Annotated in this window: 14 protein-coding genes; 4 read left to right on the forward strand and 10 right to left on the reverse strand. The window is 62.3% G+C overall.

Annotated features, from left to right (window positions below):
• Window positions 1-2: 2 nt before the first annotated feature.
• From ACIQH5_RS01660 to pgl, 4 genes are read left to right on the forward strand one after another with little or no spacing between them, the layout of a single operon-like run.
• A complete protein-coding gene (locus ACIQH5_RS01660; protein ID WP_400399687.1) occupies window positions 3-1,634 on the forward strand; it encodes a glucose-6-phosphate isomerase in 1,632 nt (543 codons plus the stop codon).
• Window positions 1,635-1,649: 15 nt separating this feature from the next.
• Complete coding sequence (zwf, locus tag ACIQH5_RS01665; protein ID WP_400399689.1) at window positions 1,650-3,206, forward strand: glucose-6-phosphate dehydrogenase; 1,557 nt, start codon at window positions 1,650-1,652, stop codon at window positions 3,204-3,206.
• On the forward strand, window positions 3,203-4,144 hold the full coding sequence (locus ACIQH5_RS01670; RefSeq protein ID WP_400399691.1) for a glucose-6-phosphate dehydrogenase assembly protein OpcA: 942 nt from the start codon (window positions 3,203-3,205) through the stop codon (window positions 4,142-4,144). The genes zwf and ACIQH5_RS01670 overlap by 4 nt, the downstream gene beginning before the upstream one ends.
• Window positions 4,134-4,952 (forward strand): 6-phosphogluconolactonase, encoded by an 819-nt coding sequence (gene pgl, locus ACIQH5_RS01675; RefSeq protein ID WP_400399693.1) that lies wholly within the window; start codon window positions 4,134-4,136, stop codon window positions 4,950-4,952. The genes ACIQH5_RS01670 and pgl overlap by 11 nt, the downstream gene beginning before the upstream one ends.
• Here pgl and ACIQH5_RS01680 read toward each other — a convergent pair.
• The 10 genes from ACIQH5_RS01680 to uvrC form a co-directional block, all read right to left on the reverse strand.
• Window positions 4,905-5,300, reverse strand: a complete 396-nt coding sequence (locus tag ACIQH5_RS01680; RefSeq protein ID WP_400399695.1) for an RNA polymerase-binding protein RbpA — start codon at window positions 5,298-5,300, stop codon at window positions 4,905-4,907. The genes pgl and ACIQH5_RS01680 overlap by 48 nt on opposite strands.
• A 163-nt stretch (window positions 5,301-5,463) precedes the next feature.
• Window positions 5,464-5,721, reverse strand: coding sequence for a preprotein translocase subunit SecG (gene secG / locus ACIQH5_RS01685; protein ID WP_024821019.1), 258 nt, complete (start codon window positions 5,719-5,721; stop codon window positions 5,464-5,466).
• A 36-nt stretch (window positions 5,722-5,757) separates the two neighbouring features.
• Window positions 5,758-6,573, reverse strand: coding sequence for a triose-phosphate isomerase (tpiA, locus tag ACIQH5_RS01690; RefSeq protein ID WP_400399697.1), 816 nt, complete (start codon window positions 6,571-6,573; stop codon window positions 5,758-5,760).
• Window positions 6,574-6,647: 74 nt separating this feature from the next.
• Window positions 6,648-7,874 (reverse strand): phosphoglycerate kinase, encoded by a 1,227-nt coding sequence (locus ACIQH5_RS01695; protein ID WP_400399699.1) that lies wholly within the window; start codon window positions 7,872-7,874, stop codon window positions 6,648-6,650.
• Between the two features lie 9 nt (window positions 7,875-7,883).
• Window positions 7,884-8,894 (reverse strand): type I glyceraldehyde-3-phosphate dehydrogenase, encoded by a 1,011-nt coding sequence (gene gap / locus ACIQH5_RS01700; RefSeq protein ID WP_024821016.1) that lies wholly within the window; start codon window positions 8,892-8,894, stop codon window positions 7,884-7,886.
• 271 nt (window positions 8,895-9,165) lie between these two features.
• Entirely contained in the window at window positions 9,166-9,789 is a 624-nt protein-coding gene (locus tag ACIQH5_RS01705; RefSeq protein ID WP_400399701.1) for a superoxide dismutase, read from the reverse strand.
• 174 nt (window positions 9,790-9,963) lie between these two features.
• Complete coding sequence (gene whiA, locus ACIQH5_RS01710; RefSeq protein ID WP_062069705.1) at window positions 9,964-10,944, reverse strand: DNA-binding protein WhiA; 981 nt, start codon at window positions 10,942-10,944, stop codon at window positions 9,964-9,966.
• A gap of 9 nt (window positions 10,945-10,953) precedes the next feature.
• A complete protein-coding gene (gene yvcK, locus ACIQH5_RS01715; RefSeq protein ID WP_400399704.1) occupies window positions 10,954-11,970 on the reverse strand; it encodes a uridine diphosphate-N-acetylglucosamine-binding protein YvcK in 1,017 nt (338 codons plus the stop codon).
• Window positions 11,970-12,890 (reverse strand): RNase adapter RapZ, encoded by a 921-nt coding sequence (rapZ, locus tag ACIQH5_RS01720; protein WP_400399706.1) that lies wholly within the window; start codon window positions 12,888-12,890, stop codon window positions 11,970-11,972. The genes yvcK and rapZ overlap by 1 nt, the downstream gene beginning before the upstream one ends.
• 130 nt (window positions 12,891-13,020) lie before the next feature.
• Window positions 13,021-15,036: an excinuclease ABC subunit UvrC gene (gene uvrC, locus ACIQH5_RS01725; protein WP_400399708.1), complete on the reverse strand. Its 2,016-nt coding sequence runs from the start codon at window positions 15,034-15,036 to the stop codon at window positions 13,021-13,023.
• Between the last annotated feature and the right edge of the window lie 74 nt (window positions 15,037-15,110).

Raw genomic sequence — 15,110 nt, forward strand, 5'->3', positions numbered from 1 at the left:
CTATGAGCACAATCAGCTACGACGCCAGCGGTGCCGCCCAGCAGGCAATCGCCCAGCATATTGACGGTTTGGTCGAAGAGAAGATCGCTACCCGGATTTTCGCCAAGGACCACACGTTGTGGGGACCGGATGCAGAGTCTGAGTCCGCGATCCGGCTTGGCTGGGTAGAAGCCGCCACCGTGTCCCAGGCACTGGTCGGGGACATTCTGGAGCTTCGTGATGCCCTCCGCGCCGAAGGCGTTTCCCGCATTGTCCTTTGTGGCATGGGTGGGTCTTCCTTGGCTCCTGAGGTTATTGCCGGTACCGCCGGCGTCGAGCTGACTGTGCTTGACAGCACTGACCCTGAACAGGTCAGCGCTGCTTTGAACGACCGGCTGGAGGAGACGGCAATCGTCGTTTCCTCCAAGTCGGGTTCCACCGTTGAGACTGATTCCCAGCGACGGGTGTTCGAGAAGGCGTTCAACGACGCCGGAATCGACGCCAAGAGCCGCATCATTATCGTCACGGACCCAGGCTCCCCGCTGGACAAGGCTTCCCGCGAGGCAGGCTATCGCGCCGTGTTCAACGCTGACCCCAATGTGGGTGGACGCTTCTCGGCACTGACCGCTTTCGGCCTGGTCCCCTCCGGACTCGCAGGTGTGGACATCCAGGCTTTCCTGGACGAGGCAGAAGAAGCCGCAGAGATCCTTAACGAAGACTCTGCGGACAACATCGGGCTGGCCCTTGGCATTGCCCTGGGTGGTACCAGCCCGCTGCGCAACAAGATTGTCATCGCGGAAGACGGCTCCGGCATTGTCGGTTTCGCCGACTGGGCCGAGCAACTCATCGCCGAATCCACGGGCAAGCTGGGCACTGGCGTGCTGCCGGTCGTGGCCGGGCCTGACTCCCCGGAAGCCCTGAACGGGGCCGAGGACGTGTTGGTGGTGCGGCTGGTAGGCGCGGATGCCGACGTCGAACTTCGCGATAATGAAGTGGCAATTGCCGGTGGGCTGCCTTCCCAGATGTTCGTCTGGGAGTTTGCCACGGCAGTGGCCGGTCGCCTCCTGGGCATCAACCCGTTTGACCAGCCCGACGTCGAAGCCGCCAAGGTGGCTGCGCGCGGTCTGCTGGATGCCCGCCCCGAACCCACCCCGGCTGCCTTCACGGACGGCGAAGTGGAAGTTCGTGGCGGTGAGTGGCTCGGCTCCGCAGCCACTGCCTCGGAAGCTGTGCAGGCATTGCTCGCCCAACTGGGTTCGGACGGCTACTTGAGCGTCCAGGCTTACTTGGACCGCATCTCCCACGCTCCGCTCGAAGGAATCCGGGACGAACTCGCAGCTGTCAGCGGCCGTCCGGTGACGTTCGGTTGGGGCCCTCGCTTCCTGCACTCCACCGGCCAGTTCCACAAGGGCGGACCGGCAATTGGAGTCTTCCTGCAGATCACTGCGGCATCGTCCACTGATCTGGAGATCCCGGAGCGTCCGTTCACCTTCGGCCAGCTGATTGCCGCCCAGGCTTCGGGCGACGCCCAGGTCCTTGAGGGCCATGGCCGCCCGGTCCTGCGGCTGCACCTCACCGAACGTGCAGCAGGCGTGGCACAACTCCAGGAAGTCGTCGCTGCGCTGGCCGGCCAGGCCAGCGCACTCGAAAGCTAAGGCACAGAACCAAACATGCCAGAAACTGAAAACGGCAGGAAGAACGCCGGTCTGCGGAATCCTTTGCGGGATCCGCGGGATCGTCGCCTGAACCGCATTGCCGGGCCGTCGTCGTTGGTGTTCTTCGGAGTCACCGGCGACCTCGCCCGTAAGAAACTTATGCCTGCGGTCTATGACCTCGCTAACCGTGGCTTGCTCCCGCCGAGCTTCGCTTTGGTGGGTTTCGGCCGCCGTGAGTGGGACAACGCCGATTTCGCGGCCGAGGTCAAGGAGAACGTGAAGGCTCACGCCCGGACCAAGTTTGATGAGGCGGTGTGGGAGCAGCTCGCTTCGGGTATCCGCTTTGTTCGGGGCGAGTTCGACGACGACGACGCTTTCGAGCGTCTCGGTGATGTCCTTGATGAGCTCGATGAGACCCGCGGGACCCGCGGTAACCATGGCTTTTACCTGTCCATCCCGCCCAAGGCGTTCGAGCAGGTCTGCCGGCAGCTGTCCAAGCACGGCCTGGCGCAGGCGAAGCCGGGTCAGTGGCGCCGCGTGGTCATCGAGAAGCCGTTCGGGCACGATCTTGAGTCGGCCCGGCAGCTCAACGACATTGTGGAGTCGGTGTTCCCGGCTGATGCGGTGTTCCGGATCGACCACTACCTGGGCAAGGAGACGGTGCAGAACATCCTGGCGCTGCGCTTCGCGAACCAGTTGTTCGAACCGCTCTGGAACGCCAATTACGTGGACCATGTCCAGATCACCATGGCCGAGGACATCGGCACCGGTGGGCGTGCGGGCTATTACGACGGCGTGGGTGCTGCCCGCGACGTCATCCAGAACCACCTCCTCCAGTTGCTGGCGTTGACGGCGATGGAAGAACCCATCTCCTTCAACGCCGATGATTTGCGGGCGGAGAAGGAAAAGGTCCTCGCCGCGGTCAAACTCCCCGAGGACCTGTCCACTCACTCGGCGCGCGGTCAGTTCACCGGTGGGTGGCAGGGCGGGGAGGAAGTTCTCGGGTACCTGGATGAGGACGGCATCCCGGCTGATTCGAAGACGGAGACGTTCGCGGCGATCCGGGTGGATATCAACACCCGCCGCTGGCATGGTGTGCCGTTCTACCTGCGGGCCGGCAAGCGCCTGGGCCGTCGTGTCACCGAGATCGCGGTGGTGTTCAAGCGGGCGCCGAACCTGCTCTTCCGTGACCACGGGGAGGACGATTTTGGTCAGAACGCGGTGGTGATCCGTGTCCAGCCCGATGAGGGCGCCACGATCCGTTTCGGGTCCAAGGTTCCGGGCACGCAGATGGAAGTCCGTGACGTGACCATGGACTTCGGCTACGGACATTCCTTTACCGAGTCCAGCCCCGAAGCCTACGAACGGCTGATCCTGGATGTTTTGCTGGGTGAGCCGCCGCTGTTCCCGCGGCATCAGGAAGTGGAGTTGTCCTGGAAGATCCTTGATCCGTTCGAGGAATACTGGGCCGGGCTCGATGAACAACCCCAACCGTATGCTCCGGGCAGTTGGGGGCCGGCTTCGGCCGATGCCCTGCTGGCCCGTGACGGACGAACCTGGAGAAGGCCATGATTGTAGATCTTCCCGATACCACTACTTCCAAGATCTCCAAGAAGATCATGTCCCTGCGTGAGCAAGGCGGTGTGATCGCGCTGGGGCGGGTGTTGACATTGGTGGTGGTGACGAAGTCCGGGCAGGAAGAAGAAGCCATCGAAGCAGCCAATGAAGCCAGCCGGGAACACCCCTGCCGGATCATTGTCCTGGCCGATGCCGGGGTGGAAGGCCCGGACCGTCTGGACGCACAGATCCGGGTGGGCGGGGACGCCGGCGCCTCGGAGGTCATCGTCCTGCGCGGTCACGGGCACATGGCCCACGAAAGTGAGTCCCTGGTCGCGGCCCTGCTCCTGCCCGATGCGCCGATCGTGGCGTGGTGGCCGCACGGCGCCCCGGAAAGCGCCTGTGAAACCTCCATCGGCCGTATCGCGCATCGCCGCATCACCGATTCGGCGAACGAACCGGACCCCCGTCTCGCGCTGGAAAACATCCGGGCCACCTACAAGGCCGGCGACACCGACCTCGCCTGGACCCGACTAACCAACTGGCGCATGCAACTCGCCGCGGTCTTCGACCAGGTTGATAGTGACCCCGTCTCCGCCATTGCCGTGGAAGGTGCTTCCGACTCCCCCAGCACACTGCTGCTGGCAGCTTGGCTTAGCATGGCTCTGGAGGCGCCCGTCACGATTGTGGCAGACCCCGCAGGTACCGGCATCCGCCGTGTGAGGCTCACGCGTGCCAGCGGCGACGTCCAGCTCTTCCGTCCCGGCTTGTCCGTGGCAGAACTGACCCAACCCGGGCAGCCCGCACAACGCATCACCCTCCCCCGCAGAAGCCTCAAAGACTGCCTCGCCGAAGAACTCCGCCGGCTCGACCCCGACGAAGTCTTCGGAGAAGTGATTACGATGGGACTTCCACTTACCAGCCAGAGGAGAGTCCAGACAAGTGCACGCTGAGCCAAGAGTTAGCATCCACCCCGATTCCAAGGTGTTGATGGCGGCCATTGCGGCACGTCTGATCACCAAGCTCGTGGATGTCCAGGACAAGCACGGTGAAGCGACGGTGGTCCTCACCGGCGGAACTATTGGTATTGGAACCCTGAAGGCAGTGGCCGACTCCGCCGCGGCGCCTGCAGTGGATTGGTCGCGGGTTAACTTCTGGTGGGGTGACGAGCGTTTTGTTGCCGCTGACAGCGATGACAGGAACACCCGTCAGGCACATCAGGCTTTGCTGGCTCATCTGGCGGTGGATCCCGCGCGTGTTCACGAACCCGGGTCCACAGATGAGTTCGGCACAGCGGACGAAGCTGCTGCTGCCTATGCGGAAGAACTGAAGTCCGCAGCTGAGGCCGAGCATTCGGCTGATACCTCCGATGACAGGCCCGAACAGCCGGGCATTCTTCCCCGCTTCGACATTCTTCTTCTTGGCGTGGGGCCGGATGCCCATGTGGCCTCGCTGTTCCCGGAGCAGGCCGGTGTACGTGAGAAGAGCCGCACTGTGGTGGGCGTGGAGAACTCGCCCAAGCCGCCGTCGTCGCGCATCTCGTTGACGCTTCCGGCCATCAACACCGCCCAGGAAATCTGGATGGTTGTTGCCGGCGAGGACAAGGCCGGAGCAGTGGGCTTGGCCCTGGCAGGCGCCAACCCCGTTCAGGTCCCCGCAGCGGGACCCGTGGGGCGAGCCAGAACCCTATGGCTCGTTGATGAGAATGCTGCGTCACGAGTCCCCCAGCAGTTGGTCCGGAAGGACCCCGCGGGCGCGTAACCTATCCAGCGCTCCAGCCAAGACAACTTCGGCGTCCTGGCTGGAGCGTCTCTCTTTAACGTAATCCAAGTGCGATTTGAAGATCTCATCTTCAGGTCTTGGAGGGGCCGGGTTTCCGGGATCCCGTGTTGCGGGGGCTCCACATTTGGGGCAGTCCCAGGTCCGGGGTATCTGTTCATCAGGCAGCTTAAGAAAAACAAGCCGCGTTTCGTGTCCCTTGGCGCACCAGTAGGGGACGCGAATACGCGGCAGTTGTTGCCCGGGGCCATGGTCGCTCTGATGCCGTGGAGTTGAACCCTGGGTCACCCCTACGCGGGTGCCCTGATATCCAGGCGTGCCATGAACCATTTTCGAACCCCTCGCGACTCGGTGGTGGGCCGTCACGGCCTGCGGGCCTCACGGCCAACAGGGTCATTCTAATGCGAGGGGCTCGACGGCGGCAGTAGCGCCGGGTGCCACGGGCAAAGAAAAGGGAGGCTCCTGTAGAAGGAGTCTCCCTTTCCCGGGACGACTACGAGTCGCCACCTGAGGTAAATCGCATGATCAGGCCCAAGCCGATGATCACTGCGCCCCACGTAATGCCAAGAATGATGGTGAAGCGGTTCAGGTTGCGCTCGGCTACACCGGACGAACTCAACCCGGAACTCATTCCGCCACCGAACATGTCGGACAAACCACCGCCACGTCCCTTATGCAGGAGGATGAGCAGCGTCAGCAGAAGACTGGTGATGCCCAGCAGGATCTGCAGAATGACTTGAAGAACGTCCACGACGGCCTTTCGAAGAAGCGGAAAACGGGAGCCGGACTAGTCCTTGACGAGGTGGCTCTCGAACCTGACAATGTTAGCAAACTCAGCGGGGTCCAGGCTGGCGCCACCCACAAGCAATCCATCAACGTCGCTTTCAGCCATGATGGCGGCAGCATTGTTGGCCTTGACGGAGCCACCATAGAGAAGGCGCGTCTTCGCAGCAACGGTCTCGTCGAAGAGTTCGGCAAGCTCGGCGCGGATGGCAGCACACATTTCCTGTGCGTCTTCCGGGCCTGCCACCTCGCCGGTGCCGATGGCCCAGACGGGCTCGTAGGCCACAACGAGTTCAGCAGCTTGCTCAGCGGTGAGTCCTTCAACACCGGCGCGGAGCTGAGCCAAGGTGTGCTCTACGTGAGTCCCGGCTTGGCGGATTTCCAGGCCCTCGCCGACGCAGAGTACCGGAGTGACCCCGTGACGGAATGCGGCCTTGACCTTGGCGTTCAGGACGTCGTCCGTCTCGTTGTGGATGGTGCGGCGTTCACTGTGGCCCACCAGGACGTAGCTGCATCCCAGCTTGCTCAGGAACTGACCGGAGATGTCACCCGTGTAGGCACCGGAGTCGAACTGGGACAGGTCCTGGCCACCGTAGACAACGTCCAGCTCATCACCTTGAACCAACGTCTGGACACCGCGGAGGTCCGTGAACGGAGGAAAAACTGCCACCTCGGTACGGCTGTAATCGTGCTTGGCGTCGGACAGTGTCCAGGCCAGCTTCTGCAGCAAGGTGATGCCCTGGACGTGGTCCATGTTCATCTTCCAGTTGCCGGCGATGAAGGGTTTGCGGACGAAGTTGCCGTTGGCAGAGGTAGTCACATGAACTCCAAAGAATGCGTTGAGATATGGAACGACCGGCAGGACGCAGGTGCGCCCTGCCGGTCGGTTGATGTTTAGCGGTCCAGGACGCTCAGGCCAGGAAGTTCCTTGCCTTCAAGGTATTCCAAGCTGGCACCGCCTCCGGTGGAGATGTGGCCGAACTGCGAATCCTCGAAGCCGAGCGTGCGGACGGCTGCAGCGGAGTCGCCACCGCCAACCACGGTGAAGGCGCCTGTTTCCGTCAAGGCTTGCGCGATGGCTCGGGTACCGCTGGAGAAGGCTTCGAATTCGAAGACACCCATGGGGCCGTTCCAGAACACTGTCTTGGCCCCTTCGATCTGGGCTGCGAATGCCGAGGCTGATTCCGGGCCGATATCAAGGCCAATTCCGGAAGCACCGAAACGGCTGTCCTCAATGGCGTCTGCCTTGACGACCTCGTGCTCGGCATCAGGGGCGAAACGGCTGGCGACCACCACGTCTGTGGGGATCACGAACGCCGTACCGGCCTCGGACGAGCGTTTGAGGTAATCCTGGACAACCGGAATCTGGTCTTCCTCGAGGAGGCTGCCCGCCACCTTGTGTCCAGCTGCTGCCAGGAAGGTGAAGAGCATGCCACCGCCCACAAGGATGGTGTCAGCCTTGCCCAGCAGGTTGTCAATGACTGCCAGCTTGTCCGAAACCTTGGAGCCGCCAAGAACCACCACGTAGGGACGCTGGGTATCAGTGGTGAGCTTCCGGAGAACCTCCACCTCTGTGTGCACAAGATCGCCCAGGTAGGAAGGCAGGCGGGTAGCGACATCAAAGACGCTGGCGTGCTTCCGGTGGACAGCCCCAAAGGCGTCATCGACGAATGCGCCGTTGGCTCCGGTGAGGGAAACCAACTCATCAGCGAACGCGCCGCGCTCGGCGTCATCCTTGCTGGTTTCGCGGGGGTCGAAGCGAACATTTTCCAAGACGAGAACTTCGCCGTCCTGGAGACCGGCTGCCAGCTCCTTGGCGGAGTCCCCCACAGTATCTTTGGCCAGTTGGACTTTGAAGTCCGCGAGCTCCGCCAGGCGGGCCGCAGCAGGCTGCAGGGAGTACTTGTCCTCGGGAGCACCCTTGGGGCGGCCGAGGTGGGCAGTTACGAGCACACGGGCACCGGCGTCCGAGAGCTTCTTGAGGACCGGGAGGGAGGCCTTGATACGGCCGTCGTCGGTCACTGCAGAGCCGTCGAGCGGCACATTCAGGTCACTTCTGACCAGAATGTACCGCCCGCGGACACCTTCAGCGATGAGTTCGTTGAGGGTGTGAGATGTCATGTGTCTACCCTAGCCCAGCTTGGATGCGACGAGCTCCGTGAGGTCTACGAGGCGGTTGGAGTAACCCCACTCGTTGTCATACCAGGAAACAACCTTGACCTGGTTGCCGATGACCTTGGTAAGGCCGGAATCGAAGATGGACGAAGCGGGGTCTCCGACGATGTCCGAGGAGACGATCGGGGCGTCCGTGTAGGACAGGATGCCGGCCCACTGCTCGGACTCTGCTGCAGCCTTCACAGCGGCATTGACTTCCTCAACCGTGACTTCGCGCGAAACCGTGACCGTAAGGTCCGTTGCCGAGCCGGTGGGCACGGGTACGCGGATGGCGTAGCCGTCGAGCTTGCCCTTGAGTTCCGGCAGGACCAGGCCGATTGCCTTTGCTGCACCGGTGGAGGTGGGAACCATGTTGATGGCGGCAGCGCGTGCACGGCGGAGGTCGCCGTGCGGGCCGTCCTGCAGGTTCTGGTCAGCCGTGTAAGCGTGGACCGTGGTCATGAGGCCACGCTCGATGCCGAAGGCGTCGTTGACAACCTTGGCCAGCGGGCCAAGGCAGTTGGTGGTGCAGGATGCGTTGGAGATGATGTTGTGCGCTGCGGGGTCGTAGAGCTCGTGGTTGACGCCCATGACGATGGTGATGTCTTCGTCGCTGGCAGGTGCCGAGATGAGGACCTTCTTGGCTCCGGCGTCGATGTGCTTCTGCGCTGCCGCTGCCTTGGTGAAGAAGCCGGTGGACTCGATGACGATGTCCACGCCAAGCTCGCCCCAGGGGAGGTTGGCGGGATCGCGCTCAGCAAGAACCTTGATGGACTTGCCGTCGACTACTAGGTTTCCATCGACAACTTCCACGGTCTGGGCGAGGCGTCCACCAACGGAGTCGTACTTCAGGAGGTGGGCGAGCGTCTCGGGGCTGGTGAGGTCGTTCACTGCAACGATCTCAAGGTCTGCGCCCTGGGCCAGTGCTGCGCGGAAGTAGTTACGGCCGATGCGGCCGAAGCCGTTAATACCAATACGGGTGGTCACTATGTGTCAATCTCCTTGGTGCTCTTGCAAGCACGCCTAGTGAGTCGGATCAAATATTTCCAACTAACAGACCCCGCACGTCTTTGGGCAGAGGTGATTATCAGATCGGAGGGCGACCAGCCACGTTGCTGAAGGCTAACCGCCTTCCGTGATCCATCTTACGTTTAACTAAGCCTGCCCCCGCAACTGCGGAGGCAGGCTTTCGAGCATTTGGCCCGAATTCACGCTAAAGGTGACTTTTATTACATCTGCGTGAACCGGAACTCACCAACTAGAGGACGATGAGGCCCGTAGCGTTGGCGCGGGCAGCTTCGAAGCGCTTGGCGACGTCTGCCCAGTTGACGATGTTCCAGAATGCCTTGACGTAGTCAGCCTTGACGTTGACGTAGTCCAGGTAGAAGGCGTGCTCCCACATATCCAGCATCAGCAGCGGGGTGGTGCCCACTGCCACGTTGCCCTGCTGATCGTAAAGCTGCTCGATGAGCAGGTTTCCACCGATGGGCTCGTAGGCCAGGAACGCCCAGCCGGAACCCTGCAGGCCCAGCGCAGCTGCGCTGAACTGTGCACGGAAAGCATCGAACGAGCCGAAGGCGTCGTCAATGGCGGCTGCGAGTTCGCCTTCGGGCTTGTCGCCGCCGTCCGGGGAGATGTTATTCCAGAACACGGAGTGGTTGATGTGACCGCCAGTGTGGAACGCAAGGTCCTTGGAGAGGCGGTTGATGTTGGCGAAATCATTCTTTTCGCGCGCTTCGGCCAGCTGCTTGAGCGCGTTGTTGGCGCCTGCAACGTAGGCAGCATGGTGCTTGCTGTGGTGCAGCTCCATGATCTTTGCCGAAATGTGCGGCTCGAGTGCTGCGTAGTCGTAGCCGAGCTCGGGCAGAACGTACTCTGTCACGAAATCCTCCAATGTAATGGACTCACGTCCGGGTTGGTAACTCTCGTTATTTCATCCGGCCAGCGGGCCGGCCGGAAATCCTTGGCGAAGAAAACTGCACTTGCCTCCACCGGGAACAACCCGCGGTGGCCTCGCAGTATTTCCTCCGCACTTTCTCGATTCTAGGGGTGCGCCCTACTCGTCCATCATTTCGGGAGTCACATTCGCCTCAGTCCCGGGAATGCCCAAATCAACAGCACGTTTGTCCGCCATGGCCAGGAGCCTTCGGATACGGCCGGCAATGGCGTCCTTGGTCATGGGCGGATCGGCCAGTCGGCCGAGTTCATCAAGGCTTGCCTGCTTATGGGCCACCCGAAGCTCCCCCGCGTACTTGAGGTGGTCCGGGACGTCGTCTCCCAGGATCTCCAACGCGCGGTCCACCCGGGCGCCCGCTGCCACAGCGGCTTGCGCCGAGCGGCGCAGATTGGCGTCATCAAAGTTGGCAAGCCTGTTGGCGGTGGCCCGGACTTCTTTTCGCATCCGCCGTTCTTCCCAGACCATCAGGGCGTCATGGGCGCCCATGCGTGTCAGGAGAGCAGCAATGGTGTCGCCGTCGCGAATCACCACGCGGTCAACACCGCGAACTTCGCGCGCCTTGGCCTGGATCCCGAGGCGGCGGGCTGCACCGACCAACGCCAGAGCTGATTCAGGTCCGGGACATGTCACCTCAAGGGAAGAAGACCGGCCCGGTTCAGTCAAGGAGCCATGGGCAAGGAAAGCGCCCCGCCACACCGCCTCGGCATCTGCGGCGGAACCGTTCACCACAGCTGACGGAAGGCCGCGGACAGGGCGGCCACGGCCATCCAGCAAGCCCGTTTGGCGGGCAAGCGCCTCCCCGTCACGTACGACGCGGACGACGTAACGGCTCCCCCGGCGCAACCCTCCGCCGGAGACAACGATTATTTCGCTCTGATGCCCATAGACTTCCGCAATCGCTGCCCGGAGGCGGCGTGCCGTTGAAGCGAGGTCCACCTCAGCCTCGATGACGATCCGTCCCGAAATAATGTGCAGGCCGCCGGCAAAACGCAGCATTGCCGAAACTTCCGCCTTACGGACCGAAGATTTCTTGATGTCCAGCCGGGACAGTTCGTCCTTGACCGACGCAGTAAGTGCCATCGCGTGTTCCTAACTGTTCCCGAAAATATCGTGGTACGCCGCTGCCAACAGCAGTGGATCATGGACGGGGCGGCGCCTCGACGCCCCTACTCTACCCAACACCACTTCGGCGCCGATCATCGCAGCGGCCTTCTCAAAGGCCTTGAGATCCTGCACAGCTGCAGGATCGGCCAAGACCACGTCCACCGTGAACTCAGGTGCATAGCGGCGAAGGACATCCAGGTGGTCCGCTGCTGTCATGCCGGAGGTTTCCTTGGTTTCCACATCCAGGTTCATGGTGAGGCAGCGTTTGGCGGCGGTGTCACCCAGGGCCCGTCGAAGCTCAGGCAGCAGCAAGTGCGGCAGAACCGAGGTGTACCAGGAACCCGGGCCAAGGATGACCCAATCAGCCAGCTCAATCGCCGTGAGGGCCTCGGTACAGGCCGGAGCTGCTTCGGGCAGGAGCCTGACTTCTTCCAGCTTTCCTGCAACTGCACATTTTGCCTGCCCCCGAACCGTCCGCAGTTCATGTCCGCCATCGGGCAACTGCACGCGGGCCTTGCCCTCAATGGTGAGGGGAACGCTGGACATGGGGAGCACTTGACCGCGGGCACCCAGCAGCGCTCCGGCCCACTTCAGGCCAGCGACGGTGTCCCCCAGCAGTTCCCAGAGCGTGACGATGAGCAGGTTGCCCATCGCATGGTTGTCCAGTGAACCGCCTTTAGCCGAACCGGCTTCGAAACGGTGTTGCATGACGTCCCGCCACGTCCGGCCCCAGTCGGTGTCATCGCACAGGGCGCTCAGCGCCATCCGCAGGTCTCCGGGCGGGAGGACGCCGTACTCGTCCCTTAGACGCCCGGAACTGCCGCCGTCGTCAGCAACTGTGACGATTGCCGTCAGCTCCGAGGTGAGGAGTCGAAGGGCGGACAACGAAGCCGCCAGGCCATGACCGCCTCCCAAAGCGACCACGGAGGGGCTCTTCTTCTGCTGACTGCCGGGAACACCCTTGGGCGGGATGAGTGGCAAAGGCCCTGTCAGAACTCCCACTATTCGCGTCCCAGGTCGCGGTGGGTGGTGGTCACGGTGACGCGCGGGTATTGCGCCAGGCGCTTGGACAGTTCCATGGTGACCGCCACCGAACGGTGTTTGCCACCTGTGCAGCCCACAGCCAGGGTGGCGTAGTGCTTGTTCTCTTGGCGGTAGCCGTCCAGAACGGGCTCCAATGCCCGGACATAGCGGTCCACGAACTCCTGGACACCCGCCGCGCCGAGGACATAGTCACTGACGTCTTCATCCAGGCCGGTATGCGGCCGGAGCTGGGGAACCCAGTGCGGGTTGGGAATGAAGCGGGCGTCGGCAACAAAGTTTGCGTCCACGGGCAGCCCGTACTTGAAACCAAAGCTCATGACATTCAGGCGAAGTGTTACTGGCCCTGTATCGCTGAACAATTCCGTGATGGCAGTGGCCAGGCCATGGACGTTGAAGTCCGAGGTGTCCAGGACGACGTCGGCGTGTTCGCGCAGTTCCCGCAGTACTTCGCGCTCGATCCCGATGCCGTCCAGGATCCTCCCGCCGCCCTGCAGCGGGTGCGGGCGACGCCCCTGCTCGAAACGGCGGACCAGGACGTCGTCGTTGGCGTCGAGGAAGAGCACCCGGAAAGTGATGCCGCTCGCGCTCAGGGCTCCCAACGCAGTCTGGATGTCCGTGAAGAGGTCCTTGCTCCGAACGTCCACCACGACGGCCAGCTTGGGAATCGACTTGGGCGCATGAGACACAATTTCGGCCAAAGTCCCCAGCATCTGCGGAGGAAGGTTGTCTACAACGTACCAACCGTGGTCCTCCAAAGCATCCGAGGCGGTGCTGCGTCCGGCGCCCGACATGCCGGTAACCACCAACAGCTCTGCCTCTGGTGGTTTGACGGGCGTCAGGCCGTCCTCCGTGCCGGACCCTGCCGTAGCCTCATCCATCAGTTGTCCCCGTTTCGTAGGAAGTGGTCATTCAAAGATCGTGGTCGGCGCCTGAGTCGCCGTGGTTCAAGCAGCCGGTTTCAGACGGCCAGCAGCTCACCTGCGCCGACCGGCCAGGTTCTTACCCTAACTAAGATTCAAGGATTTCGCCGGTGGTCATGTTCACTGCCGGTGCCGTTTCACCCGCGTCCGCGGAAGCACCAAGGTGTTGGGACACTGCGGCAGCCAACGCCGGCCCGATGCCCTTGGCGGAGGTGAGCTCCTCCACTGACGCGGCCTTGATCTTCTTGAGCGAACCAAAATGTGCCACCAAGGCCTTGCGTTTCGCCTCACCCAAGCCAGGAACGCCGTCCAGGACAGAAACTGTCATGGCTTTGCCGCGCTTCTGGCGGTGGAAGGTGATGGCGAATCGGTGGGCTTCGTCACGGATCCTTTGCAGCAGATATAAACCTTGCGACGTTCGGGGCAGGATCACGGGGAAGTCGCTGTCAGGCAGCCAGACTTCCTCGAGCCGTTTAGCCAGACCCACCACGTAGACGTCATCAATGCCCAGCTCCGCCAGGGCGCGGGCCGCCGCGTTAACCTGAGGCTGCCCGCCGTCCACCACCACCAGGTTGGGCGGGTAGGCGAACTTGGCCTTCGGGGCGGGAACGTCAGGGTCCGACGTCGGCGCGTCAGTGGTGGTCTTGGCACCACTTCGCGTCGGGTTGATGATTTCGCCGGAAATGATGGGGACTTGGGCGGCTTTGTCGTTCAGGTAGTGCCTGAACCGACGGGTAAGGACATCGTGCATGGCGGCGGTGTCGTCTGCTGCCGCCGCGCCGGTAATGGAGAACTTCCGGTAGTCCGACTTTTTGGGCAGACCGTCTTCCACCACCACCATGGAGGCCACTACGTTGGTCCCTTGGACGTGGGAAATGTCGAAGCACTCGATCCTGAGCAGGGGAACCGGAATCTCCAAAGCCTCCTGCAGTTCCTGGAGGGCCATGGACCGGACGGTAATGTCTCCCGCGCGGCGTGTCTTGTGCAGCTTCAATGCTTGCTCTGCATTCTCGCGCACGGTGGACATCAAGGCGGCCTTGTCACCGCGCTGAGGGACCCGGATGTCCACTCTTGCTCCGCGCAAGCCAGCCAGCCATTCGCCCAGCTCGGCATGGTTGCTGGGGTTCTCCGGGACCAAGACCTCCCGGGGAATCCGGCCCTGAACTTCGCTGTCTTCTCCGTAGACCTGCTGCAGCAAATGTTCGATGAGTTCCGGGGTCGTGGCATCTTCCACTTTTTCCACCACCCAGCCGCGCTGCCCGCGGACGCGGCCACCGCGAACGTGGAACACCTGGACGGACGCTTCGAGTTCGTCCTCGTGCAGGGCGAAGACGTCCGCGTCGGTGTCTTCCGCAAGAACCACTGCGTTGCGTTCAAAGACCTTCCGGAGCGCGATGATGTCATCCCTGAGTCCGGCTGCGCGCTCGTAGTCCAGCTCGGCAACGGCGGCGGACATCTCCTTTTCCAGACGGCTTATGAAGCGTTTGGCCTCGCCGCCCATGAAGGAACAGAAATCCTCTGCGAGCCCGCGGTGTTCTTCCGGGGTAACGCGCCCGACGCAGGGTGCCGAACATTTGTCGATGTAACCCAGTAGGCAGGGCCGTCCGCTGGACTCCGCACGCTTGAAGACGCCTGCGCTGCAACTCCGCACGGGGAAAACCCGCAGGAGAGTGTCCATGGTTTCCCTGATGGCACCGGCAGTGTAAGGACCAAAGTACCTGGTCCCTTTCCTTCGTTCCCCGCGCATGACCTGCACCCTGGGGTATTTCTCTCCCATGGTGACCGCGAGGTAGGGGTAAGTTTTGTCATCCCGGAACACCACATTGAACCGTGGCTTGAATTCCTTGATCCAGGTGTATTCCAGCTGCAATGACTCCAGCTCGCTGGCCACCATGGTCCATTCAACGCTGCTGGCGGCGTGAACCATTGCATGGGTCTTGGGAAGGAGGCCCGCAGGGTTGGCGAAATAGGAGTTCAGCCTCGAGCGGAGGTTTTTTGCCTTGCCCACATAGATAACGCGACCATGGGGGTCACGGAAACGATAGACGCCTGGGGTGGTGGGAATTTCACCCGTTTGGGGCCGGTAACTTGCTGGATCTGCCACAATTCCAGTCTAGTGAACCGGAACGACACTCATTGCCACGGTGCGCACGGACACTGCCTGTTCCGTTCCGAAAC

The sequence above is a fragment of the Paenarthrobacter sp. NPDC091711 genome, assembly GCF_044756605.1.
Taxonomy (GTDB): Bacteria; Actinomycetota; Actinomycetes; order Actinomycetales; family Micrococcaceae; genus Arthrobacter.